Source organism: Labedaea rhizosphaerae, from assembly GCF_004362825.1.
GTDB lineage: Bacteria > Actinomycetota > Actinomycetes > Mycobacteriales > Pseudonocardiaceae > Labedaea > Labedaea rhizosphaerae.
Window position 1 is genome coordinate 586,460 of the sequence record NZ_SNXZ01000004.1, and the last position, 22,155, is coordinate 608,614.

Genomic DNA, 22,155 nt, shown 5'->3' on the forward strand with positions numbered 1-22,155 from the left:
CCCGTGTGGGTTACACATCCCGAGGTTGACCACGCTGCGTCGAGCCGGACTCGACAAGAACTCGGATCAACCCCCCTCAAGGACCAGCCCCCACCCCTACCGGCGGCACGCCCCTGGATCCATGACGGACGGTCACGCCGAGGTCGCCCCCGCCCGTTGGCATGCGCGGCCGAGACTTTGCGTTGCACAGGCTGATGCTTCATGCTTGCAGAAAGTTGCAGCCTCATGGTCGACTTTGGGGGAGCCCTGTTCGGGATCAGGCGTCACCGATCCGCCGTTGAAGACGTCGTCGGACACGCGCTGAAGCGGATCTCAGAGGCAGCCGACCACTGCCGAGGCGGGATGACCCAGCGGGCCACGGACAAAGCAGCACCGCTACTGCGCGAAGTAGCGAAGTGCCTCGCGCTTGGCCTCGTGGACGCCAACGGCGAACTGCTGTCATGGGATGGTTCAGCCAACGAGCACTACGACGACATCTGCCACCTCGCGGTGGGGGTCGTCACGTCGGGTTATGTCACCCATGCCACCCACGACCACCTGCCGTGTCAGACCCGCGGCCGGTGCGCGGTGCGCTCGGTGGTCATCGTGCCGCTGACCGTCGAGGGGCAAGTCGAAGGCGCGCTGATCATGTTGGGCCGAGCCGACCTCGTACGGCTGCGGTCGACAGCCGACGCCATCGCCCAATTCTTGTGCGATCGCATGACATTCCGTCAACTCGATGCGGTTCGCATGCGGTTGGCCACAGCTGAAGCAAAGGCGCTACTCGCGCAGATCTCGCCGCATTTCCTCTACAACGCGTTGAACACCATCCTCGGTCTGATTGCTACCAATCCCGAGCGAGCTCGGGAGCTGTTGCTCGACCTCGCCGAGTTCACCCGCGAAACCTTTCGCTCGTCTGGAATGTTCACGACCTTGGCAGAAGAGGTCATCAATGTGTGTCGCTACCTGGCTCTGGAGGTCGCTCGTTACGGCCACGACAGGCTGAAGGTACACGTGAACGTCGCTCCGGAGGTCCTGCAGACCCGGGTGCCGTTCCTGTCGTTACAGCCCTTGGTCGAGAACGCGGTGCGCCATGGCATCGCGAAGAAGGTCGGCGGCGGTACGTTGACCTTGCTGGCGCAGGATCGGGGAAGCGAGGTACTGGTCAGCATCGAGGACGACGGCGTGGGGATGGACGCCGGTCGCCTGCTCGAGGGTATTGCCAAAGGCGGCAGCATCCCCGGGGCACACGTCGGGATCGCGAATATCAACAACAGGATCTGCATGCTTTACGGGAACCAGTACGCACTCATCTTCGACACAGCTCCCGGGGCGGGTACCAAGGTGACCGCGCGGTTCCCGAAGTTCGCGCGAGCAGCACACGGTGGAGTGATCGTCTCGTGACCGCCGATCGAAAGCCGGCGGACGACAATTCGATCCCGTGGCTGCGTCGTACCGGCGAGCTGCCCAACATCGAGGATCACCCTGGTTCGGTCGTCCGCGAGTATCGCCTCGCCAGCGGCCGCAGCCAGGGCGCTGTCGCGAGCGCGGTGGGAATCACGCAGCAGTTCTTGAGCCAGCTGGAGACCGGCACACGCCAGCTGACGATCGAACTGCGCCGCGCCTTCGCACGGACTTTGGGGATCCCTCCCGAGCGGCTCGGCTTGGCCGGGTCGTTCAACCAGTCGGCAACTCCGCACGCGATGGCACCGGATGTGGCCAGGAGCCAAGGCACTTGGCGTGCGCAGCGCGACTGGCTCAACCGACACCGTTTCGAGCTCGGCCTGCTTGCCGTGCGGTACTACCCCGCCAGATATCGGCTCCCGCGGACCTCGCTGATCGCCGCTCCAGGCTGGGTGGCCGATCAGCCGGTGGAGCTGGACGAAGTGAGGCTGAGCCTGTGCGAGCAACGCCAACACTTCGACATCACCGGCATGGAACCGGAGACGTCGGCCGTCCGTCCGCTACACCACCAGGGAACGTCGTTCGCCTCCTACACCTCCGCCGTCAAACACCTCGACCGGCCGCGGCTGTTCGAATCACGACCGAGCTACCGCTACCTCGGCGGATCCATCACGTCAGGTCAACTGGAGTTCGGGCTGGCCGCCTACTTCGACAAACTGGATGTGTCGGAGGCACTCGCCCACGAAATGTCGATCGCATGCATGGACGGCCTTCCTGATGACGCAGACGGACTGGGCGGTCAACTACCGTTCCGGGACCTCATCGGCGACCCGTTCGCCCCGGGCCGGCGGGCGATCATCCCCGCGATCACCACCTTGACCCTTCGTCTGCGACGATTTCCATCTCCGCCCTCCTTCTTGTTGCATTGGCGAGACCCATCGCGGGTCGCAACCGCCGCCGGGGTGTACGACGTGATTCCGGCCGGGGAGTTCCAACCATCGAGCGTGGCGCTGTGGGACCGCGCAAACGACTTCTCCCTCTGGCGCAACATGGTCCGCGAGTACTCCGAGGAACTACTGGGTCAGCCCGAGCACGACGGGACCAGGACCCAACCCGTCGACTACGACCGCTGGCCGCTGTACCAAGCTCTCAGCACGGCTCGTCACGACGGCCGGTTGTCGGCTTTCGTGCTCGGTATGGGCATGGACGCCCTGACCCTCGCGGCCACGATCTTGACCGTCGTGGTGATCGATGATGACGTGTTCGAGAAGAACTTCGCCGCCACGGTGCGATTCAACGACGAAGGCGAAGTGGTGGCAATCGGCGACGGCCGCGCGGCTGATGGTGTGCCGTTCACCGCGGATGCGGTCGACCGCATCCTGTCGAGCGAGCCGATCGCCGCACCTGGAGCCGCCTGCTTGGCCCTTGCCTGGCAGCATCGCGATGTCCTGATCCCGTGACCAGCCTGGGAGCGGCATGAACACGAGCACGGCCAAGCTGACGCCGAGCGAACAACAGTGGCTCGACGTCCGGACCTACCTGCGCAACAACCGCGGCAGTCTCGACCGCGCCGCCGCCGACTCGTACTCCACAGCGGAGACTGTTCACGACACGCCGCTGCTCACCCGACCGCACTGGATCCCGTCCCAGCCGCTGCCGCTCGATGAGATCGTGCTGAGTCTCGACACCGCCGCCGCACCGTCGGACACCGTCCGCCTGGACTGGCTGCCGACCCGCGCTGATGGCCACCAGTACACCCGTTACGCCGAGGTCATGGCGCAGGTCGCGGCTCCGGCAGTGTTCGAGAACCGGCCGACCTACCGGCTGCTCGACGCGAACCTCACGCCAGGGCACGCCGTGCTCGAGTTCGGTCTCGGTTCCTACTTCGACAGCATCAACACCGGGGAGGCTGCGGCGCACGAGTTCGCCCTGGCACACCTCGGCCACCGTGCTCCACACGGCATTCGCGAACAGGTCACCGATCCCTGCGACCCGGCCCAACGACCGGTGAACCTCGCGATCAGCACGCTCACCATTCGCAACGAACCGGACACCGGCGACAAGACCTTCCTGCTCCACTGGCGTGATCCCCGCAAGGTCGGCCACGCCGGCGGCATGTACCAAGCCATTCCGGTCGGAATCTTCCAGCAGTCCGGTCGACCCCAGTGGAACATCGACAACGACTTCTCCCTCTGGCGCAACATGGTCCGCGAGTTCGCCGAGGAGCTGCACGGCGACGATGAAGACCACGGCAGCGAACAAGCGCCCATCGACTACGGCTCTTGGCCGTTCGCCGCCCGTCTCGACCAAGCCCGCGACGACGCCCAGCTACGGGTCTACTGCCTGGGACTCGGTGTCGACCCGCTGACGTTCGCAACCGACCTGCTCACCGTCGCGATCATCGACGCACCTGTGTTCGATGAACTGTTCGGCAGTGCCGGGGCCACCAACGCCGAGGGACGGGTTCTCCAACGACGGCCCTTCACCACCGCGTCCGTCGCCGACACGCTCCGCACCGATCCGCTGCAGGCCGCGGGCGCCGCGCTCCTGCGCCTTGCGATTGACGCGCGCCTGCACTGATCCCGGTACAGCTCCGTGTTGTACAACTCTGAGCTGTTGGCCTTGAACCGCTCATTCCCGCGATAGTCGATCGTGATCACACCAGCGAATCGAAGGAGATCACGATGCAGCAAATCGTGCCGTTCATGGCCGCCCTGGCGATTCCGGCAGACGCAGTTGTCGCGGAGATCGCCTCATGCCCGGCAGCAGCGGCTTTCAGCCGTACGACCATCGATGTCAAGACAACCGACAACGAAGGCTCCGACGACTAGCCATGCGGATCGTCGTTGTCACGGCCACCGGTGACGTTTCCGTGCCGCCGGTGGCCCAACACTTCACGTCGGACACCGAACTGGTCGTTGTGGACCCAGCTCGGACCTTCGACGGTCAGTCGCTGAGTTTTCGGCTCACCGAGACCGGACCGGCAGTGGTGTCACATTGTGGCACTGAACTGGCTGACGTCCACGGCGTCTGGTACCGGAAACCACTGGTACTGCGGGCGCCGAGCCTGCCAGTGCCCGCCGACTACCAAGAATACGCCTTGAATGGCTGGGAGGCGCTGACCAGATGCCTCATGTCGCAGTTCCCCGACGCGGTGTGGGTGTCCGACTACTTCGCCATCCAGCGAAGCCAGTGCAAGGCAAGGCAGTTGGCGTTGGCCAAATCGATCGGGTTCAGCGTCCCGGACACGCTGATGACATCAGATCCACGGCAGGCCCGCGAGTTCGTCCAGAGACTCGGCACCTGCGTCGTCAAACCGCTCGCGGCACGATCGCCCAAAGGCAGTGTTCTGTACACCACCCGCATCACTGCAGGCCGGCCCCTCAACTTCGACGGGCTCATCGCCGACCCGGTGATCTTCCAGGCTTGCCTCGAACCAGCCCGCGAACTCCGAGTCACAGTGGTCGGTGACGAAGTGTTCGCGGCAGAGGTCGGCGGGGGCGAAGAAGCATTTCCCGGCGTGGACGTACGCGACTGGCGCGCCAACGCCGGGCAGGGAACGTTCTGGGCCCGGGAAACCTCGATGCCCGACCAACTGCAGGCCCACTGCGTCAAATTCCTCCAGGCATCCGGCTTGAACTTCGGAGCCTTCGATTTCATCGAAGATCACAATGGAAAATATTGGTTCCTCGAATGCAACCCGAACGGTCAGTGGCTGTTCATCGAGGACACGACCGGAATGCCAATCAGCGCCGCAATAGCAGGAATGCTGACGCGAAGAACCCTCGCGAATCACACGACTTCGGAGCAGCCATGACCGAGAAAGCACCCAAGCCATTGCCTGACCTGGCCCGCATCCTGTGGGCCGCTCGCATCGATGCCTGCGCCAACAGGTGGCACCTGAACAACCGGACCATTCCAGACCTGAAGACCCTCGCCGCGACGTCGAAGGACCGCCGCCTGCATGAAGCCGTCAAGCACGTCGAGGCCGCCATCGGACTCACCGATGCCCTGCTGGACGAACTCCGCACGGCCCTCGACTACATGCAGACGCAGCCTGTCGAGGCGCCCCAGGACCAACAACGCGAGACCGCTTGAGCGTTCCCTGCAGCCACACATCATCGCGCCACGCCCGGAACCTCTCGAACTCTCAGGGACCTCTCAGCGAGACGGCGAGCGGTCCGCCGTTCGTGGCAGTCTTGGGCATGAGCAGATTGCGGAAGGTCGCCGAGTCGGTGCGCGCGTTGCGGGACATCCCGGCGGCCATCGGCGGCAAGGCGACCGGAGCGCGGGCCGAGCGGGTGCGTGGCTCGCGGCAGTTCGCCGACGGCCGGTTCCACAACCGCGCGCACACCTCGACGATGGCCGGCGACCTGCGTGGCGTCCTGCGCGACTACCTGTTCGGCAAGCAGGTCCGCAAGCCAGTGGGCGCAGTGCCGCTGGTGGGACCAGCCGAGATCACCGACACCGGGTTGCACGTCACCTGGTACGGCCACGCCTCCACGCTGGTCGAACTCGGCGGGGCGCGGGTGCTCTTCGACCCCGTGTGGAGCGACCGGGTCTCACCCGCGCAGTTTGCCGGCCCGAAGCGGCTGCACCAGCCGCCGCACCGGATCGAAGACCTGCCGCGGGTCGACGCCGTCGTGATCTCCCACGACCACTACGACCACCTCGACATGGCCACCATCCGCGACCTCGTGCGCACGCAGGACGCGCCGTTCCTGGTGCCGCTCGGCGTCGGCGCGCACCTCGACCGCTGGCGGGTGCCCGCGGACCGGATCATCGAGCTGGACTGGGACGAGCAGGTCGAGCTCGGCGAGCTGACCATCACCGCCACCCCGGCGCAGCACTTCTCCGGCCGCCTCTTCGCCCGCGACCGCACGCTCTGGACGTCCTGGCTGGCCAAGGCGGGCGGCCGGTCCGTGATCTACACCGGCGACTCCGGCTACTTCGACGGCTACCAGGCGATCGGCGAGCGGCATGGACCCGTCGACGTCACGCTCGTGCAGGTCGGCGCCTACGGCGAGGGCTGGCCGGACATCCACATGACCCCCGAGCAGGGCGTCGCCACCCACGTGGACGTGCGCGGCGGGCTGATGATCCCGGTGCACTGGGCGACGTTCGTGCTCTCGACGCACGCGTGGGCCGAGCCGGCCGACCGGGTCTGGCGGGAGGCGAAAGCCCGGGACGTGGCGATCGCGATCCCTCGACCGGGTGAACGCGTGGACGTCGACGCCCCCGGATCCATCGACCCTTGGTGGCAAACGCTCGGCCAGGCGTGACGTTCGGGTGACTGCCATTTTCCGCAGGACCGCGCGCCGCTAGCGTGATCTTCTGGCCGGGCTGCCCACAACCGTTGCGGGACAACGCATCCGGCCGCCTGGGAGGTTCACGTGATCCGACGGGTGGGGGCGATCCTCGGCGCGGTGCTGGTCAGCGTCGCGCTGGTCGCGGCTCCGGCGGAGGCCGCGCCGCGATCGCTCACCGAGTGCTCGGCGTCGTTCTACCACGGCGATTCGCGACTGGGTCCGGAGCAACTGCCGGTGGCGGGGGACGTCGGTCTGCAGCTGATCGGCTACCACCGCACCGGGTACCTCCCGGAGCGGCAGTTCCTGGACATGTTCTACGACTCGGGCACCGGTTCGTGGCGCTACCCGCCGTTGAACGGTTACGTCATCGGCGTCGACGGCCACCCGATCGAGTTCCAGCTCACCTTGTCCCCCGGCCAGCGCATCGACCGCTACGGCAGCGAGTACGGCGGCTTCCTCGCCCCGCTCGGCCTGCCATACGCCATGCGCTCGATCCCGCCGTCCAGTTTGGACAGCGTGCCGGCGGGACCGTGCAACTACCACGTCTACCTGGTCACGAAGCCGTTCGCGGTGGACGCGGGGCCCATCGCGGCGTGGTTCGCGCAGCCGGGCGGCGGCCTGCAGTACCAGCTCGACGGGAGCCTCGTGCCGGGCTCGCCCACGCAGCTCAACGTGATGTGGCTGGTCGACAACGGTTACCTGACCCGGGTCAGGTAACCGCGCGGTAGGCGTTCACGGTCATCGTTCGACGCGGACGATGACCGTGAACGGACCGACGTCACGGCTCGCGAAGTCCGCGGAGCGGAAGACCTCGGACCGGAACGTCACCCCCCACGACCGGTTCTCCTTCGGGAAGTCCGTGGCGGCAAGGTGGAATGGGTAGTTCCCCGCCTTGTTGCGAAAGAACACGAACACGTTCGGCGGCTCGAACTCGCTGACCGCCAGTTTCGCCAGCAACTCCGTCGGCGTCGTCGATTGCGACCAGCTCACCAGCTCCTGGTTCCGTTCCGGGTAGCGCGCAAGCGGGTTCGCGTACTGCTCCTTGCTGGTCTGAAAGCAGTAGTAGGGCTGGAAATCCAACAGCTGGTAGTGGTTTGTGAGCAGTACGTTGTCCTGCGGCGGCTTCCCGGACAAGGTCGCGATGGTCGCAATCAGTTGCTCGTTGTAGCGTCCCGCCGACTTCGCCTTCGGGTTCGCGGCGTGGCCGTCCGGGCCGTACGAGTTGAACGCGCTGGGGAGCAGGTCGCTGCGCGGAGCCGCCTGCGTCAGCCCGATCGCGACCGGCACGGCGAGCACCGACGCCAGCAGTCGCATGCTCCACGGGTTGCTGATCTTGACCCGGCGGGGGATGAACCCGATGAGGTCGATCACCCCGAACCCACAAGCGCACCACAAGACGACCTCGCCCACCGCGGCGATGTACGACGGCAGCAACGTGGTGCCGAAGACCAGCACCAGCGTCGACAGCACCTGCCAGAGCACGCAAGCCACCAGGATGACGCTGAACGCCTGTGCGACGGTGCTCCGCCGCCAGGAAATGACGATCCACACCAGACCGAGCAGGCAGACGGCACCGGCAACAGTCGGGTTCAACACCGGCGTCCCGAATTTCGCCAGGCCGATCGGGAAGACCTGGGCCGCCGCGTTCGCGGCCGTGGGCCGGCTCAGCATGGCGTACAGGTACGGGACCCACACCAGCAATGTGAGCGGCAACGCCACGAGACCGAGCAGGACCAATCTGAGCGTCAGGTCCTTGGCGAGGGTGGCCGTGGAGCGCCAGTCCCGGGGCCTGCTCCCCTCGAACCGGGCCACCAGAGCGGCCATGAGGGCGAGGAGCACGAGGAGTAGCACGCCGAAGAGGAACACCAGCGTATAAGTCGCGGCTGTGACGCTGAGTCCTATCCCGACCAGGAGGGTCGCCGGACCGCGTCTCGTCGAGTCGTTCGGATCCGTGACGGAGCGGAAGAGCCACCACGCCAGCACCGCGCTCAGGATGATGGTGACCATCGCGAGCCAGCGGTATGGCTCGTACGCCCCGTAGGTCAGACTCGCGAGCGCGAGCACGGCGGTGATGCCGAGTGCTTTGCGCCGCGAGGTGACCAGGCTCCACAAGACGAACAACAGCGACGACACCGCCGCGATCGACATGATCGCGAACGGCTTGTAAGCGGCCCAGGCCGGATGACCAACGAGATTGGCGAACCGGCCACCCAGCCAGAACCAGCCGGCCGGGTAGAACGGTGGCAAACCGGGGTAGTTGTCGTCGGCCAGCCCGGCGGAGACCGTGAGCCGCTGGAGGTACTGGAGGCGGAAGAACTGGTCGCCGCTCGTACCGTTGAGGTAGAACGGCGTTCCGAACAATTCCAGCGCCTGCACCACCGACGTCAGGGCGGCGGGCAGAATCCATGCGCCGAGCGTGGCGGACCACGACCATTGCCGCCACATCAGGATCAGCATCGCGCAGCTCAGAATGAGGACAGCGGTCCACGTGAGCGTGATCGGCACATTGGTCTCGTGCTCGATCGGCAACCGATTGACGACCCATTGGACGAGAAAGCTCACCACCGACGCCGTGATGACCGCGGCCACCGCTTCGGCGCCGAACAAAAGGACTCTGCGGCGGTCTGGGAGTGCATGTTTAGCCGCCTGCGCCGGACGGGCAGTTGGCAAGACCATGCATGGATATTCCGACCGGGCTATGCCCGGTGTTACCGGTTCCTAGGCCCGTGCGAATTATGGGCACTATTTGTCCAGGAATTGCCCTATGGCCGGGTCGTACACCCCTGGACAAAACTGTGGCCCTCGACCTCGGGTGAGGTCGAGGGCCACAGCGTCGAAACCGCGCTTACTGGGTCAGCGCCGCGTCCAGCTCGGCGACCAGCTTGCCCTTGGGCCGCGCGCCCACGAACGACTGGATCGGCGCGCCGTCCTTGAACAGCAGCAAGGTGGGCAGCCCCATCACGCCGTAGTCGCGGCCGACCGCCGGGTTCTCGTCGGCGTTGATCTTGACGAACGTGACGTCGTCGCGCTCCTTGGCCAGCTCCTCGATGATCGGGGAGATCATCCGGCACGGACCGCACCACGTCGCCCAGAAGTCGACAAGCACCGGCTTGTCGTGCTTGAGGACCTCGTCGGCAAAGGTCGCCTCGGTGACCGCGTTGACGGTGCCTGCCATGTCTTCTCCTCAGTACCTGATGCGGGCCGTATGTACAGGTCAACGTCACGACCCCGCTCGCATTCCCGATCGTAGCCAGCATCACGGGCGCGGGCCGGGCGATCCGTGGTTACTATCCAGTAGCCACCCGAGCCAACGGAGGATCCATGCGCATCGGCATGCCGCTCGCCTACTCGGGCGGGTTCATGGAGACGGTCGCCGAGCTGGGCGAGTTCGAACGCGCGGGCCTGGACATGGTCACCGTGCCCGAGGTCTACACGTTCGACGCGGTCAGCCAGCTCGGCTACATCGCGGCACGCACCGAACGGCTCACCATCGCCTCCGGGATCCTCCAGCTCTACAGCCGCACGCCCACGCTCACCGCCATGACCGCGGCCGGGCTGGACTACGTGTCGAACGGCCGGTTCATGCTGGGCATCGGCGCGTCCGGCCCGCAGGTCATCGAAGGTTTCCACGGCGTGCCCTACGACGCGCCGCTGGGCCGCACCCGCGAAATCGTCGAGATCTGCCGGATGGTGTGGCGCCGCGAACGGGTCAACTACCAGGGCAAGCACTACCAAATTCCTCTTCCCGCCGACAAGGGCACGGGCCTGGGCAAGCCGCTCAAGCTCATCACCACGCCGGTGCGGGAGCGGGTGCCGATCTCGATCGCCGCGATCGGCCCGAAGAACGTGGCCCTGACCGCGGAGATCGCCGAGGGCTGGCAGCCGATCTTCTTCCACCCCGAGCGGGCGTCGCAGGTGTGGGGCGACGCGCTGGCCGAGGGCAAGGCCAAGCGCGACCCGAGCCTGGGCGAGCTGGAGATCATCATCCCCACCGCGGTGGCCATCACCGAGGACGTCGGCACCTACGTCGACATGATCCGCCCGCAGCTCGCGCTCTACATCGGCGGCATGGGCGCGCGGGGCAAGAACTTCTACAACGACCTGGCGTGCCGCTACGGCTACGAGGCCGAGGCCAAGCAGATCCAGGACCTCTACCTCGACGGCAAGAAGCAGGAAGCCACCGCGCTGGTACCCGAGGAACTCGTCCGCGCCACCAACCTCATCGGACCGGAAAGCGTTGTGGCCGAACGACTCGCGGCGCTCAAGGAAGCCGGGGTGACCACGGTGAACGTCACCCCGCTGGCCCCGACGCACCCCGAGCGACTCGCCCTCATGACCAAGCTGCGCGAACTGGCCGGATAACCCCGACCCGGGCGTGTCCCCCACTCACGCCGGGTGTGTCCCCCTCTCAAGCAGGGTGTGTCCCCCTCTCAAGCAGGGTGTGTCCCCCACTCCCGCAGGGTGTGTCCCCCACTCCCGCAGGGTGTGTCCCCCACTCCCGCAGGGTGTGTCCCCCGCTCCGGCCCGGTGTGTCCCCCGTTCCGACCGGGTGTCCCCCACTCGCGCGGGATGTGTCCCGCGTTGTGTTCAGGGGCTTTTGGGGTGGGTTCGGTTTGACACGGGGACCCCCACGACGGCCCTCGCGGGCGCTAAAACGGGCAGGAGGTGAGGCGCCCGCACCGCGCGAGTTTAGGGCCGTCGTGCCCCGTGTAAAACCGAACCCACGAGCCGCGGTCGGCTGCGGCCTGGCCTCGGGTTGGTTCGCGCTGGGTGTCGGACACGGGGGCGCGAATGTGGGACGCACCCAGCCGGAGTGGGGGACACGCCCTGCTGGAACAGGGGACACACCGGGTCGGAAGAGGGGACACACCCGGCGCGAATGTGGGACACGCCCGGGTGAGCGGGAGGGACGTCGTCGCCTGCGATACTGGGTTCTTCACCCCCTTCGCAGGCAGGAGTCGTCGTGAGCACGCACGCAGATCTCGGGATGGAACTCGGCGCCCGCGTGGCCGCCGCGTTGCGAACCGGGCTCGACGTGCGCGTCGACCCGGTCGACACGCTCATCCGTCCGTCCACACGCGACGGAGTGGACTACCAGTGCAACATCGCGATGAGCCTGGCCAAGAAGCTCGGCCGGCCGCCGCGCGAGGTGGCCACCGCCCTGGTCGAGGCCCTCGACGCGGCCGACATGGTGGCCGAGACCGAGATCGCCGGGCCGGGGTTCGTCAACTTCGTGCTGCGTGACGACTGGCTCGCCGAGCGGGTGGCTGAGCTGCTCGGCGACCCGCGGGCGGGCGTGCCGGTCACCGACGCGCCGCGCCGGTTCGCGCTGGACTACTCGAGCCCGAACGTGGCCAAGACCATGCACGTGGGCAACATGCGCAGCACCGTGATCGGCGACGCGCTGCACCGGCTGCTGGCCTTCGCCGGGCACGAGGTGCTCCCGCACAACCACCTGGGCGACTGGGGCACACCCTTCGGCATGCTCATCGAGCACATGCTCGACAGCGGCCTGGACGGCTCGATCACCGACCTGAACGCCTTCTACCAGCAGGCCCGCGCCAAGTTCGACGCCGACGAGGCGTTCGCCACCCGCTCGCGTGACCGCGTGGTCAAGCTGCAGGCGGGCGACGAGCAGACCCGGCAGCTGTGGCAGCGGCTGGTCGATGAGTCCGCGCGCCACTTCCAGGCGGTGTACGACCTGCTGGGCATCCGGCTGACCCAGGCCAACATCTACGGCGAGAGCTTCTACAACCCCTACCTCGGCGAGGTCGTGGACGAGCTCACCGAACTGGGCCTCACGGAGGTCAGCGACGGCGCCGTCTGCGTGTTCCCGCCCGGGTTCACCGGCCGCGAGGGCCAGCGGCTGCCGCTGATCGTGCGCAAGAGCGACGGCGGCTACGGCTACGCCGCCACCGATCTCGCCACGGCCCGGTACTGGACCCGCGAGCGCGACGTCACCGACCTGCTCTACGTGGTCGGCAGCCCCCAGGCCCAGCACTTCCAGATGGTCTTCGCGGTCTGCACGCAGGCCGGCTACCTCACTGACAAGCACCGCGCCGAGCACATCGCGTTCGGCAGCGTGCTCGGCGCCGACGGCAAGATGATGCGGACCAGGGCCGGGGAGTCGGTGGCGCTGATCGGCCTGCTCGAAGAGGCGGTCGCGCGCGCGGCGAAGGTCATCGAGGAGCGCTCGGAGCTGGCCGAGGCCGACCGGGCGGCCGTCGCCCGGGCGGTGGGCATCGGCGCGGTGAAGTACGCCGACCTCGCCGGCGACCGGCTCAAGGACTACGTGTTCACGTGGGAGAAAATGCTGGCCAAGGACGGCAACACGTCCGTCTACCTGCAATACGCGATCGCACGAATCCGGTCGGTACTGCGCAAGGCCGGCGAGACCGTCCAGCCGGGCACCGCGGTCCGCCTCGGCGAACCAGCCGAACGGGCACTCGCGGTCAAATTGCTACAGCTTCCCGCAGCAATCGACGCGGCCGTCGCCGAATACGCACCGCACAAACTCTGCGGTTACCTGTTCGAGACGGCGTCGGCGTTCACCGGGTTCTACGAGAACTGCCCGATCCTGGCGTCGAGCACCCCCGATGACGTGCGCGGTTCCCGGCTGGCCCTCGCGGCGCTGACCGCCGACGTGCTCGTGCTCGGCTTGTCCCTGCTGGGAATCGACGCGCCGGAACGTTTGTAAAGAGCTGCCATAAGACCTCATCCCATGGTGTGACCCGGTTGGGCCAACCGTGGTGGTGACCACGCGCCGTCAATCGCAGGAACCGGCCGTCCGGTGTGACCGTCCCACCGGACGGGGTATCCCTTCGCGGGCACCTTGACGGCCGACAATCGCCACCAATAGCGTGGTGCTTGCTCGGCGATCGGCGTTCGAACGACAAAATACACAGATCGCCAATCCGATATCCGCCGCCGCCAAAAATATTCCGGCGGCGGACAAGCACGCCCTTTTTCCGGTCTGTCAGATACGAGGTGTGGATTGTGACCGATCTACTGTCCCCCGGTGCGCAGGCGGACGAGGCTGGAGCGCAGCAGCAGAGCCTCGCCACCACGGCGGCCCGCACGTTGGCGACGACCACCAAGACCGTCCCGCAGATGCAGGGCATCACCAGCCGGTGGCTGCTCAGAATGCTGCCGTGGGTGGAGGTATCGGGTGGCGCCTACCGGGTGAACCGGCGGCTCAACTACACCATCGGGGACGGCCGGCTGACCTTCGTCAACGACGGCGCCCAGGTCCGCGTGATCTCCCAGGAACTGCGTGAGCTCCCGCTGCTGCGCGACTTCGAGGAACCGGAGGCCCTCGACGCGCTGGCCGGCCGGTTCGACCAGCGCGAGTACGAGCCCGGCGACGTGATCGTGGAGTTCGGCCACGAGACCGACCAGCTGGTGCTGATCGCGCACGGCAAGGTGAACAAGATCGGCACCGGCGAGTACGGCGACCAGGTCTCGCTGGGCGTGCTCGCCGACGGCGACTACTTCGGCGAGCAGGTGCTCACCGACGAGCAGGTGATCAGCGAGTTCACCGCGAAGGCGGTCACCGCATGCACCGTGCTCACGTTGTCCCGCCAGCGTTTCCGCGACCTGCTGGAGCAGGCCGACGCCCTGCGCGCCCACGTGGAGCAGGCCACGATCGCCGAGGAACGCAAGCAGAACCCGCACGGTGAGGCCGCGATCGACGTGGCGTCCGGTCACGAGGGCGAGGTCGACCTGCCCGGCACGTTCGTCGACTACGACACCGCGCCGCGCGAGTACGAACTCTCGGTGGCGCAGACCGTCTTGCGGGTCCACACCCGCGTCGCCGACCTCTACAACCAGCCCATGGACCAGGTCGAACAGCAGTTGCGGCTGACCATCGAGGCCCTGCGCGAACGCCAGGAGCACGAGATGATCAACAACAAGTCCTTCGGCCTGCTGCACAACGCCGACCTCAAGCAGCGCATCCACACCCGCACCGGCCCGCCGACCCCGGACGACTTCGACGAGTTGCTGGCCGCGGTGTGGAAGGATCCCGGCTTCTTCCTGGCCCACCCCAAGACGATCGCCGCGTTCGGGCGTGAGTGCAGCAAGCGCGGGATCTACCCGAACAGCATCGACCTCGGCGGGCACCAGGTGCCGTCGTGGCGCGGCGTGCCGATCCTGCCGTGCGGCAAGATCCCGGTGACCGACACCGCGACCAGCTCCGTGCTGCTGATGCGCACCGGCGAGCAGGCCCAAGGCGTCGTCGGCCTGCACCAGACCGGCCTCCCGGACGAGTACCAGCCCGGGCTCTCGGTGCGGTTCATGAACGTCAGCGAGAAGGCGATCATCTCCTACCTGGTCAGCGCCTACTACTCGTGCGCCGTCCTGGTGCCGGATGCGTTGGCAGTGCTGGAAAACGCCGAACTCGGCCGCGACTGACCACATCGGAGAAGACACTGTGACCGAGGTTCTCGAACAGCGGCTGAGCCTGAGCGTCACCGCCGCACGCACGATCACCACGACGACCAAGACCGTCCCGCAGATGCAGGGCATCTCGTCGCGGTGGTTGCTGCGGATGCTGCCGTGGGAAGAGGTGGCCGGCGGTGCGTACCGGGTCAACCGGCGGCTCAACTACACCGTCGGCGACGGCCGGATCACGTTCGTCAACGAAGGCGCGCAGATCCGGGTGATCCCGCAAGAACTGCGGGAGATCTCGTTGCTGCGCGACTTCGAGGACGACGAGGCGCTCACCGCGCTCGCCGGCCGGTTCAGCCAGCAGGAGTTCCAGCCGGGCGACGTGCTCGTCACCGAGGGCGCGCCCGCCGACCAGTTGTTCCTGATCGCGCACGGCAAAGTCGACAAGATCGGCACCGGTGAGTACGGCGACCCGGTGTCGCTGGGCGGCATGGCCGACGGCGACCACTTCGGCCAGCAGGCCCTGACCGGGCACGCGGAGTTGTGGCCGTTCACCGTGCGGGCGACGACGCCGTGCACGGTGCTCGTGCTGCGTGGCCGGCAGTTGCAGGAGCTGAACGGGCAGGGCGACCCGCTGCGCGCGCACATCGCGGCGGCGCTCGCCCGGCCGTCGAAGCCGTCGAACAAGCACGGCGAGGCGGCGATCGAACTCGCGGCCGGGCACGAGGGCGAGGTCGACCTGCCTGGCACGTTCGTCGACTACGACACCGCGCCCCGCGAGTACGAGTTGTCCGTGGCGCAAACCGTGTTGCGCGTCCACACCCGCGTCGCCGACCTCTACAACCACCCGATGAACCAGGTCGACCAGCAGTTGCGGCTGACCATCGAGGCCCTGCGCGAGCGGCAGGAGCACGAACTGGTCAACAACGCCGACTTCGGGTTGCTGCACAACGCCGACCTCAAGCACCGCATCCAGTCCCGCGGCGGCCCGCCGACCCCGGCGGACCTGGACGACCTGCTGGCCCGGCGGCGCAAGACGAAGTTCTTCCTGGCCCACCCCAGGACCATCGCGGCGATCGGCCGCGAGTGCACCGCGCGCGGTGTGTACCCCGAGCCCGTCGTGGTGCAGGGCAAGCGCGTGCAGGCGTGGCGCGGCGTGCCGATCCTGCCCTGCGACAAGATCCCGATCAGCGACCGGGGCACCAGTTCGATCATCGCCATGCGCACCGGCGCGAAGGACGCGGGCGTGATCGGCCTGCACAAGACGGGGATCCCCGACGAGTACCAGCCCGGGCTCTCGGTGCGGTTCATGGGCATCGACGAGAAGGCGATCATGTCCTATTTGGTCAGTGCCTACTACTCGGCCGCCGTGCTGGTGCCGGATGCGCTGGGTGTGCTGGAGAACGTGGAGATCCACCGGTGACGGCCGACATGACCACCGACATGATCGCCGACCCGTCCGGCACCCGGTCCCCCGGCGAAGTCCTGTCGTGGAGCCGGGCGACGCTGGAACCCGCGCTGCGCGGCGCCGTCGACACGCTGCCCGGCTCGCTGCGGCACCTGGTCGGCTACCACTTCGGCTGGTGGGACGAGCGCGGCGGGCCGACCGGGTCCGCCGCCGGCAGCGGCAAGGCGATCCGCCCGGCGTTGGTGTTCCTGGCCTCGCGGGCCGTGGGCGGCGACCCGCTGGCCGCCATGCCGGCCGCGGTCGCGGTGGAGTTGGTGCACAACTTCTCGTTGGTGCACGACGACGTGATGGACGGCGACCACACCCGGCGCCACCGGCGCACGGTGTGGAGCGTGTTCGGCGTCGGGCCTGCGATCCTCGCGGGCGACGCGCTGGTCACGCTGGCGATGGACGTCCTGGACGGGCACCCGGCGACCAGCGTGCTGGCGGCGGCCGTGCAGGACCTGCTGTCCGGGCAGAGCGCGGACCTGGAGTTCGAGGACCGCAACGACGTGGTGCTGCCCGAGTGCGTGCGGATGGCGCAGCAGAAGACCGGCGCGCTGCTGGGGTGTTCGTGCGCGATCGGCGCGTCGTTCGCCGGGGCCGAGCCCGTGCGGGTGGAGCACCTGCGGGGCTTCGGCGAACAGCTCGGCCTGGCTTTCCAGGTGGTCGACGACCTGCTGGGCATCTGGGGCGATCCGGCCGTGACCGGCAAGCCGGTGTTCTCGGACCTGGAGAACCGCAAGAAGTCGCTGCCGGTGGTGGCCGCCCTCACCTCCGGCACGCCCGCGGGCGAACTCCTGGCCGAGCGGTACGCGACGGCGGACGAGGACCTGCCCGGCCTGGCCGCGTTGATCGACGAGGCGGGCGGGCGGGCCTGGGCCCACCAGCAGGCGGACGCGCTGGTCGAGGCCGCGCTGTGCGACCTGCGCCTGGCCGACCCGGCGCCCGGCCCGGCGGCGGAGCTGACCGGCATCGCCGACCTCGTCACCCACCGCGATAGCTAGGAGCGTCGATGATCAATACATCGGACCCGGCCTGGCGGGCGGTGTCGGGCCGGGCCCGCACGGTGTTGCTGGCCGCGCCGCGGTCGTTCTGCGCGGGGGTGGAACGCGCCATCGAGATCGTCGAGCGGCTGCTGGAAGAGCACGGCGGGCCGATCTACGTGCGCAAGCAGATCGTGCACAACCGCCACGTGGTCGAGGACCTCGAGACCCGCGGCGCGGTGTTCGTGGAGGAGCTGACCGAGGTGCCACCCGGTGCCACGGTCGTGTTCTCGGCGCACGGCGTCTCCCCCGCCGTGCGCGCCGAGGCCACGGCCCGCTCACTGGACACAGTGGACGCGACATGCCCGCTGGTCACCAAGGTCCATGCGGAGGCCCGCCGGTTCGCACGGCGCGGTGACACCGTGGTGCTGATCGGGCACGCCGGTCACGAGGAGGTCGACGGCACCCTCGGCGAGGCGCCCGACCGCACCGTCCTGGTGGAAACCCCGGCGGACGTGGCCGCGCTGCCCGACCTGGCGCAGGTGTCGTACCTGACCCAGACCACGCTGGCCGTCGACGAGACGGCGGAGGTGGTGGCCGCGCTGCTGCGCCGCTTCCCGCACGCGCGCGGCCCCGGGTCCGATGACATCTGTTATGCCACAACCAATCGCCAGCGCGCGTTGAGCGCGATCGCCGCCGACGCCGACCTCGTCCTGGTGGTCGGCTCGACGAACTCGTCCAACTCGAAGCGGCTCGTCGAGCTCGCGTCCCGGACGGGCGTACCCGCGTACTTGATCGACGACGCGGCCGACCTGCGGCCGTCCTGGCTGTCCGATGTGGACACGGTGGCGCTCACCGCGGGCGCCTCAGCCCCGCCTCCGCTGGTGGACGAAGTGGTGGAGGTCCTGCGGGCCCTCGGCCCGGTATCGGTCCAGGAACGCGAACTGGCCCGCGAGACGATCCGGTTCACCTTGCCGGGACGCGTGCGCTGAAGGCTCACTTGGGTCGCGTGGGCGCGGACGCGGCCAGGAACTGGTCGACGAGCGCGGCCATCCGCTGGCGGTGGGTGTGCTCCGGCAACCGCCCGGAGCGCTCCAGCGAGACCAGGCCGTGCAGCGACGCCCAGCAGATCTCGGCGTAGACGTCCGGGTCGCCTTCGCCGTTCTGCGGCATGACGGCCTCACGCAGGACGGCGAACGCCGTGCGCATCGGCTTCGGCGTCTCGTCCTGCGCGAACGGGAGCCCGGTGGACAGGGCGAACATCGCGTCGTAGACGGCCGGGTTGGCCTCGGCGTACTCGACGTAGGTGGCGACCAGGGCGGCCAGTGACTTGCGGGTCGCGCCCTTCGGCGTGATGGTCGCCTTCATCCGGTCGACCAGCTCACCGAAGCCGACCAGGGCGACCGCGGCCACGATCTCGTCCTTGCCGCGGAAGTGGGTGTAGAGCACCGGCTGGCTGTACTCGATCCGCTGGGACAACCGGCGCGTGGTCACCGCGTCCCAGCCTTCGGCCTCGGCCAGTTCGCGGGCCGACTGGATGATCAGTGCGTGGCGCTCGTCGCGCTCCCGGCCCTTGCGGACGTGCTTGGTCATGCCCCAAACCTAGCACCGCTAGAAAACCTAGCGCTGCTAGTGCTAGCGTTGCTAGAAAATCTAGCAGTGCTAGGAATTGGAGCAGAGATGACGTGGGAGAAGCGGACCGGGCTGGTGCTGGCCGTGCTGGGCAGCCTGTTCATCGGCTACATCGGGGTGCGGTACCTGGCCGGACCAGCGGCGATGGCCCCGAGTTTCGTCGGCGCCGACCAGCCGCGGCCCGACGCCGCGGCCTACCTGGGCAACGCCAAGGGCGTGCGCGACCTGTTCTCCGGCGTCGTCCTGCTGGTCCTGCTCGCGACCGGGCAGTTCCGCGCGCTGGGCTGGGTCCTGCTGACCGTCGCGATAGTCCCGATCGGCGACATGATCATCGTCCTGGCCCACCACGGCGCCCCCGCCACGGCCTTCGGCGTGCACGGCGTGACCGCGGCGCTGGTCCTGATCGGCGCAGCCCTGATCCTGCGCGGCACCCGGGAGCGCTAGATCACCGCGGCGAGCCGGGTGCCCTGGTCGATCGCGCGTTTGGCGTCCAGTTCGGCCGCCACGTCCGCGCCCCCGATCACGTGCGCGCCCGGCAGCTCCTCGGCCAGCGACCGCACGGACTCCTGCCCGGCGCACACCACGACCGTGTCCACCGACAGCAACCGTGGCCGCCTGTCGACGGTGATGTGCAGGCCGTCGTCGTCGATCCGGTCGTAGGTGACCCCCGAGAGCTGGTGCACCTGCTTGGCCTTGAGCGCGGCCCGGTGCACCCACCCGGTGGTCTTGCCCAGGCCAGCGCCGATCCGGCTTTCCTTGCGCTGCAACAAGTACACCGTGCGCGGGGACGGCGCGGGCGACGGCGTGGTCAACCCGCCGCCTTCGGTGACGCCCCACTCGGCCCGCCAGCCCGCCAGGTCGAGCGGCGTCTGGGTGAGGAACTCGCTGACGTCCACGCCGATCCCGCCGGCCCCGATGACCGCGACCCGCTCCCCCACGGGCTTCCCGTGCCGCACCACGTCCACATAGGACAGCACGCTGGGGTGGTCGATCCCCGGGATGTCCGGCACCCGCGGCACGACCCCCGTGGCCACCACGATCTCGTCGAACCCGCCCAGCGCGCCTGCCGTGGCCCGCACGCCCAGGTGGAGTTTGACCCCGGTGAGCTCAAGCTGGCGGCGGTAGTACCGGATCGTCTCGGCGAACTCTTCTTTTCCGGGAATCCGCAAAGCGATCCCGAACTGGCCACCGATGTCGTCGAGCGCCTCGAACAGCTCGACCCGGTGCCCGCGCGCGGCGAGCGTTGTCGCCGCCGACAACCCGGCCGGTCCGGCGCCGACGACGGCGACCCGCTTCACGTGCCGGGCCGGCGACAGCACCAGTTCGGTCTCGCGGGCCGCGCGCGGGTTGACCATGCACGAGGCTTTGCGGTGCTGGAAGACGTGGTCGAGGCAGGCCTGGTTGCAGGCGATGCACGTGTTGATCTCGTCGGCCCGGTCGTCCTCGGCCTTGCGGACCCACGCCGGATCCGCGAGCAACGGCCGCGCCATGGACACGAGGTCGGCGTCACCGCGGGCCAGCACGCGCTCGGCGACGTCGGGCATGTTGATCCGGTTCGAGGTGACGACGGGGATGCCGACGTGCTCGCGGAACCGCGCGGTCACCGACGTGAAGGCCGCGCGCGGCACGGACGTGACGATCGTCGGCACCCGGGCCTCGTGCCAGCCGATGCCTGTGTTGATAATCGTCGCCCCGGCTGCCTCGATTTCCTTGCCCAGTGCGACGATTTCATCCCAGGACTGTCCTTCTTGGACAAACTCGGCCATGGAGAGCCGGTACACCACAATGAAGTCCGGTCCGGTCGCCGCCCGCACGCGCCGGACCACCTCGACCGCGAGCCGTCGGCGGTTCGCCGCGCTGCCGCCCCAGGCGTCAGTGCGCTTGTTGGTGCGTGGCGCGAGGAACTGGTTGATGAAGTAGCCCTCGGACCCCATGATCTCGACGCCGTCGTACCCGGCGGCGCGGGCCAGCGCGGCACAGCGGGCGAACGCGTCGATCTGCGCGCGCACGCCCCGGTCGCTGAGCGCCCGCGGCCGGAACGGCGTGATCGGCGACTTGATCGCCGACGCCGACACCGACAACGGGTGGTAGGAGTAGCGCCCGGCGTGCAGGATCTGCAAGGCGATCTTGCCGCCCGCCTCGTGCACGGCGTCGGTGATGGTCCGGTGGTGGCGTGCCTCGGCGCGCGTGGACAGCTTGCCCGCGAAGGGAAGCAGCCACCCCGTCCGGTTCGGCGCGTATCCCCCGGTGACGATGAGCCCGACGCCACCCCGCGCCCGCTCGGCGACGTAGGCGGCCAGCTTCGGCGCGTCCTTGGCCCGGTCCTCGAGCCCGGTGTGCATCGATCCCATGATCACGCGGTTGGGCAGCGTGGTGAAGCCGAGGTCGAGCGGGGCGAGCAGGTGCGGGTAGCTGGTCGTGCCGGTCATCGGTCGGCCTCCAGGGCGCGCAGGATCTCCTCGTACCAGTCAACGAGCCCTTGCTCGACCCGGATGCCGCCGCGCAGCACGAGGTAGTGGTGCAGATTGCGCCCGGTGAGCCGGGCCGGGTCGGGGAAGTCGCGCTTCTCGATCACGCGGTAGCCGTCGAGCCGGGTCGCGGCCAGGTCGCGGTGCCGGGCGACCTCGTCGTACAGCGCCTGGACGTCGCCCAGGCTCGCGCCACGCAGCTTGACCGCGAGTTCGTCACGCATCGGGGCCGGTTCGGTCGGTTCGGCCAGCCAGCGCCGCAACTCGTCGTGGCCGAGCGCGCTGACGGTGTAGACCTTCTTGTCCGGCCGCCCGTCCTGCGCGACCGTCTCGGCCTGCACCCACCCGGCGTCGTCCATCCGCTTGAGCACGCGGTAGATCTGCTGGTGGGTGGCGGCCCAGAAGAACCCGATCGACCGCTCGAACCGCCGGGCCAGCTCGTAGCCCGACCCGGCCCGTTCGGCGAGCGACACCATGATCGCGTGCTCCAGCGCCATGGACCGACGGTACCTATGCACCCAGATGCAATGCAACCCGTTGCA

The 22,155-nt window shown here is 68.3% G+C and carries 20 protein-coding genes; 15 read left to right on the forward strand and 5 right to left on the reverse strand.

Annotated features, from left to right (window positions below):
- Nucleotides 1-342 precede the first annotated feature (342 nt).
- The 8 genes from EV186_RS25700 (at nucleotide 343) to EV186_RS25730 (ending at nucleotide 7,409) form a co-directional block, all read left to right on the forward strand.
- Complete coding sequence (locus tag EV186_RS25700) at nucleotides 343-1,383, forward strand: sensor histidine kinase (protein ID WP_208115781.1); 1,041 nt, start codon at nucleotides 343-345, stop codon at nucleotides 1,381-1,383.
- On the forward strand, nucleotides 1,380-2,843 hold the full coding sequence (locus EV186_RS25705) for a helix-turn-helix transcriptional regulator (RefSeq protein WP_166659325.1): 1,464 nt from the start codon (nucleotides 1,380-1,382) through the stop codon (nucleotides 2,841-2,843). The genes EV186_RS25700 and EV186_RS25705 overlap by 4 nt, the downstream gene beginning before the upstream one ends.
- A gap of 16 nt (nucleotides 2,844-2,859) precedes the next feature.
- Nucleotides 2,860-3,963 (forward strand): transcriptional regulator, encoded by a 1,104-nt coding sequence (locus tag EV186_RS25710; protein WP_133851949.1) that lies wholly within the window; start codon nucleotides 2,860-2,862, stop codon nucleotides 3,961-3,963.
- Between the two features lie 104 nt (nucleotides 3,964-4,067).
- On the forward strand, nucleotides 4,068-4,214 hold the full coding sequence (locus EV186_RS39055) for a hypothetical protein (RefSeq protein WP_166659326.1): 147 nt from the start codon (nucleotides 4,068-4,070) through the stop codon (nucleotides 4,212-4,214).
- 2 nt (nucleotides 4,215-4,216) lie between these two features.
- The gene (locus EV186_RS25715; RefSeq protein WP_166659327.1) at nucleotides 4,217-5,200 is read left to right on the forward strand and encodes an MvdC/MvdD family ATP grasp protein; all 984 of its coding nucleotides are present in this window, start codon (nucleotides 4,217-4,219) and stop codon (nucleotides 5,198-5,200) included.
- On the forward strand, nucleotides 5,197-5,481 hold the full coding sequence (locus EV186_RS25720; protein ID WP_133851951.1) for a hypothetical protein: 285 nt from the start codon (nucleotides 5,197-5,199) through the stop codon (nucleotides 5,479-5,481). Before EV186_RS25715 ends, EV186_RS25720 begins: the two co-directional genes overlap by 4 nt.
- Before the next feature lie 107 nt (nucleotides 5,482-5,588).
- On the forward strand, nucleotides 5,589-6,665 hold the full coding sequence (locus EV186_RS25725; protein WP_133851952.1) for an MBL fold metallo-hydrolase: 1,077 nt from the start codon (nucleotides 5,589-5,591) through the stop codon (nucleotides 6,663-6,665).
- A 111-nt stretch (nucleotides 6,666-6,776) separates the two neighbouring features.
- Complete coding sequence (locus EV186_RS25730; RefSeq protein ID WP_208115782.1) at nucleotides 6,777-7,409, forward strand: TNT domain-containing protein; 633 nt, start codon at nucleotides 6,777-6,779, stop codon at nucleotides 7,407-7,409.
- A gap of 21 nt (nucleotides 7,410-7,430) precedes the next feature.
- Here the strand turns inward: EV186_RS25730 and EV186_RS25735 are convergent, their stop codons facing one another.
- Both EV186_RS25735 and trxA read right to left on the reverse strand, forming a co-directional pair.
- The gene (locus EV186_RS25735; protein ID WP_166659328.1) at nucleotides 7,431-9,299 is read right to left on the reverse strand and encodes an arabinofuranosyltransferase; all 1,869 of its coding nucleotides are present in this window, start codon (nucleotides 9,297-9,299) and stop codon (nucleotides 7,431-7,433) included.
- 238 nt (nucleotides 9,300-9,537) lie between these two features.
- Entirely contained in the window at nucleotides 9,538-9,867 is a 330-nt protein-coding gene (gene trxA / locus EV186_RS25740; protein WP_133851954.1) for a thioredoxin, read from the reverse strand.
- 146 nt (nucleotides 9,868-10,013) lie between these two features.
- Here trxA and EV186_RS25745 point away from each other — a divergent pair, with 146 nt between their 5' ends.
- The 6 genes from EV186_RS25745 to ispH all read left to right on the forward strand — a co-directional run bounded on the left by EV186_RS25745 (nucleotide 10,014) and on the right by ispH (nucleotide 18,505).
- Nucleotides 10,014-11,054, forward strand: a complete 1,041-nt coding sequence (locus EV186_RS25745) for an LLM class F420-dependent oxidoreductase (RefSeq protein WP_133851955.1) — start codon at nucleotides 10,014-10,016, stop codon at nucleotides 11,052-11,054.
- A 625-nt stretch (nucleotides 11,055-11,679) separates the two neighbouring features.
- Nucleotides 11,680-13,389: an arginine--tRNA ligase gene (argS, locus tag EV186_RS25750; protein WP_133852175.1), complete on the forward strand. Its 1,710-nt coding sequence runs from the start codon at nucleotides 11,680-11,682 to the stop codon at nucleotides 13,387-13,389.
- A 299-nt stretch (nucleotides 13,390-13,688) separates the two neighbouring features.
- Nucleotides 13,689-15,104 carry a family 2B encapsulin nanocompartment shell protein gene (locus EV186_RS25755; RefSeq protein WP_424983360.1) on the forward strand — a complete coding sequence of 472 codons (1,416 nt, stop codon included), beginning with the start codon at nucleotides 13,689-13,691 and terminating at the stop codon, nucleotides 15,102-15,104.
- A 19-nt stretch (nucleotides 15,105-15,123) separates the two neighbouring features.
- Nucleotides 15,124-16,503, forward strand: a complete 1,380-nt coding sequence (locus tag EV186_RS25760; RefSeq protein WP_243754267.1) for a family 2B encapsulin nanocompartment shell protein — start codon at nucleotides 15,124-15,126, stop codon at nucleotides 16,501-16,503.
- 8 nt (nucleotides 16,504-16,511) lie between these two features.
- The gene (locus EV186_RS25765; RefSeq protein WP_133852177.1) at nucleotides 16,512-17,534 is read left to right on the forward strand and encodes a family 2 encapsulin nanocompartment cargo protein polyprenyl transferase; all 1,023 of its coding nucleotides are present in this window, start codon (nucleotides 16,512-16,514) and stop codon (nucleotides 17,532-17,534) included.
- An 8-nt stretch (nucleotides 17,535-17,542) separates the two neighbouring features.
- Nucleotides 17,543-18,505: a 4-hydroxy-3-methylbut-2-enyl diphosphate reductase gene (gene ispH, locus EV186_RS25770; protein ID WP_133851957.1), complete on the forward strand. Its 963-nt coding sequence runs from the start codon at nucleotides 17,543-17,545 to the stop codon at nucleotides 18,503-18,505.
- 4 nt (nucleotides 18,506-18,509) lie between these two features.
- On the opposite strand, the gene EV186_RS25775 is transcribed toward ispH, so the two are convergent.
- Complete coding sequence (locus EV186_RS25775) at nucleotides 18,510-19,106, reverse strand: TetR/AcrR family transcriptional regulator (protein WP_133851958.1); 597 nt, start codon at nucleotides 19,104-19,106, stop codon at nucleotides 18,510-18,512.
- An 87-nt stretch (nucleotides 19,107-19,193) separates the two neighbouring features.
- On the opposite strand from EV186_RS25775, the gene EV186_RS25780 reads away from it, so the two are divergent.
- A complete protein-coding gene (locus EV186_RS25780; protein WP_133851959.1) occupies nucleotides 19,194-19,589 on the forward strand; it encodes a DUF4267 domain-containing protein in 396 nt (131 codons plus the stop codon).
- On the opposite strand, the gene EV186_RS25785 is transcribed toward EV186_RS25780, so the two are convergent.
- Complete coding sequence (locus EV186_RS25785; protein WP_133851960.1) at nucleotides 19,586-21,574, reverse strand: NADPH-dependent 2,4-dienoyl-CoA reductase; 1,989 nt, start codon at nucleotides 21,572-21,574, stop codon at nucleotides 19,586-19,588. The genes EV186_RS25780 and EV186_RS25785 overlap by 4 nt on opposite strands.
- Complete coding sequence (locus tag EV186_RS25790) at nucleotides 21,571-22,110, reverse strand: PadR family transcriptional regulator (RefSeq protein WP_133851961.1); 540 nt, start codon at nucleotides 22,108-22,110, stop codon at nucleotides 21,571-21,573. Before EV186_RS25790 ends, EV186_RS25785 begins: the two co-directional genes overlap by 4 nt.
- Between the last annotated feature and the right edge of the window lie 45 nt (nucleotides 22,111-22,155).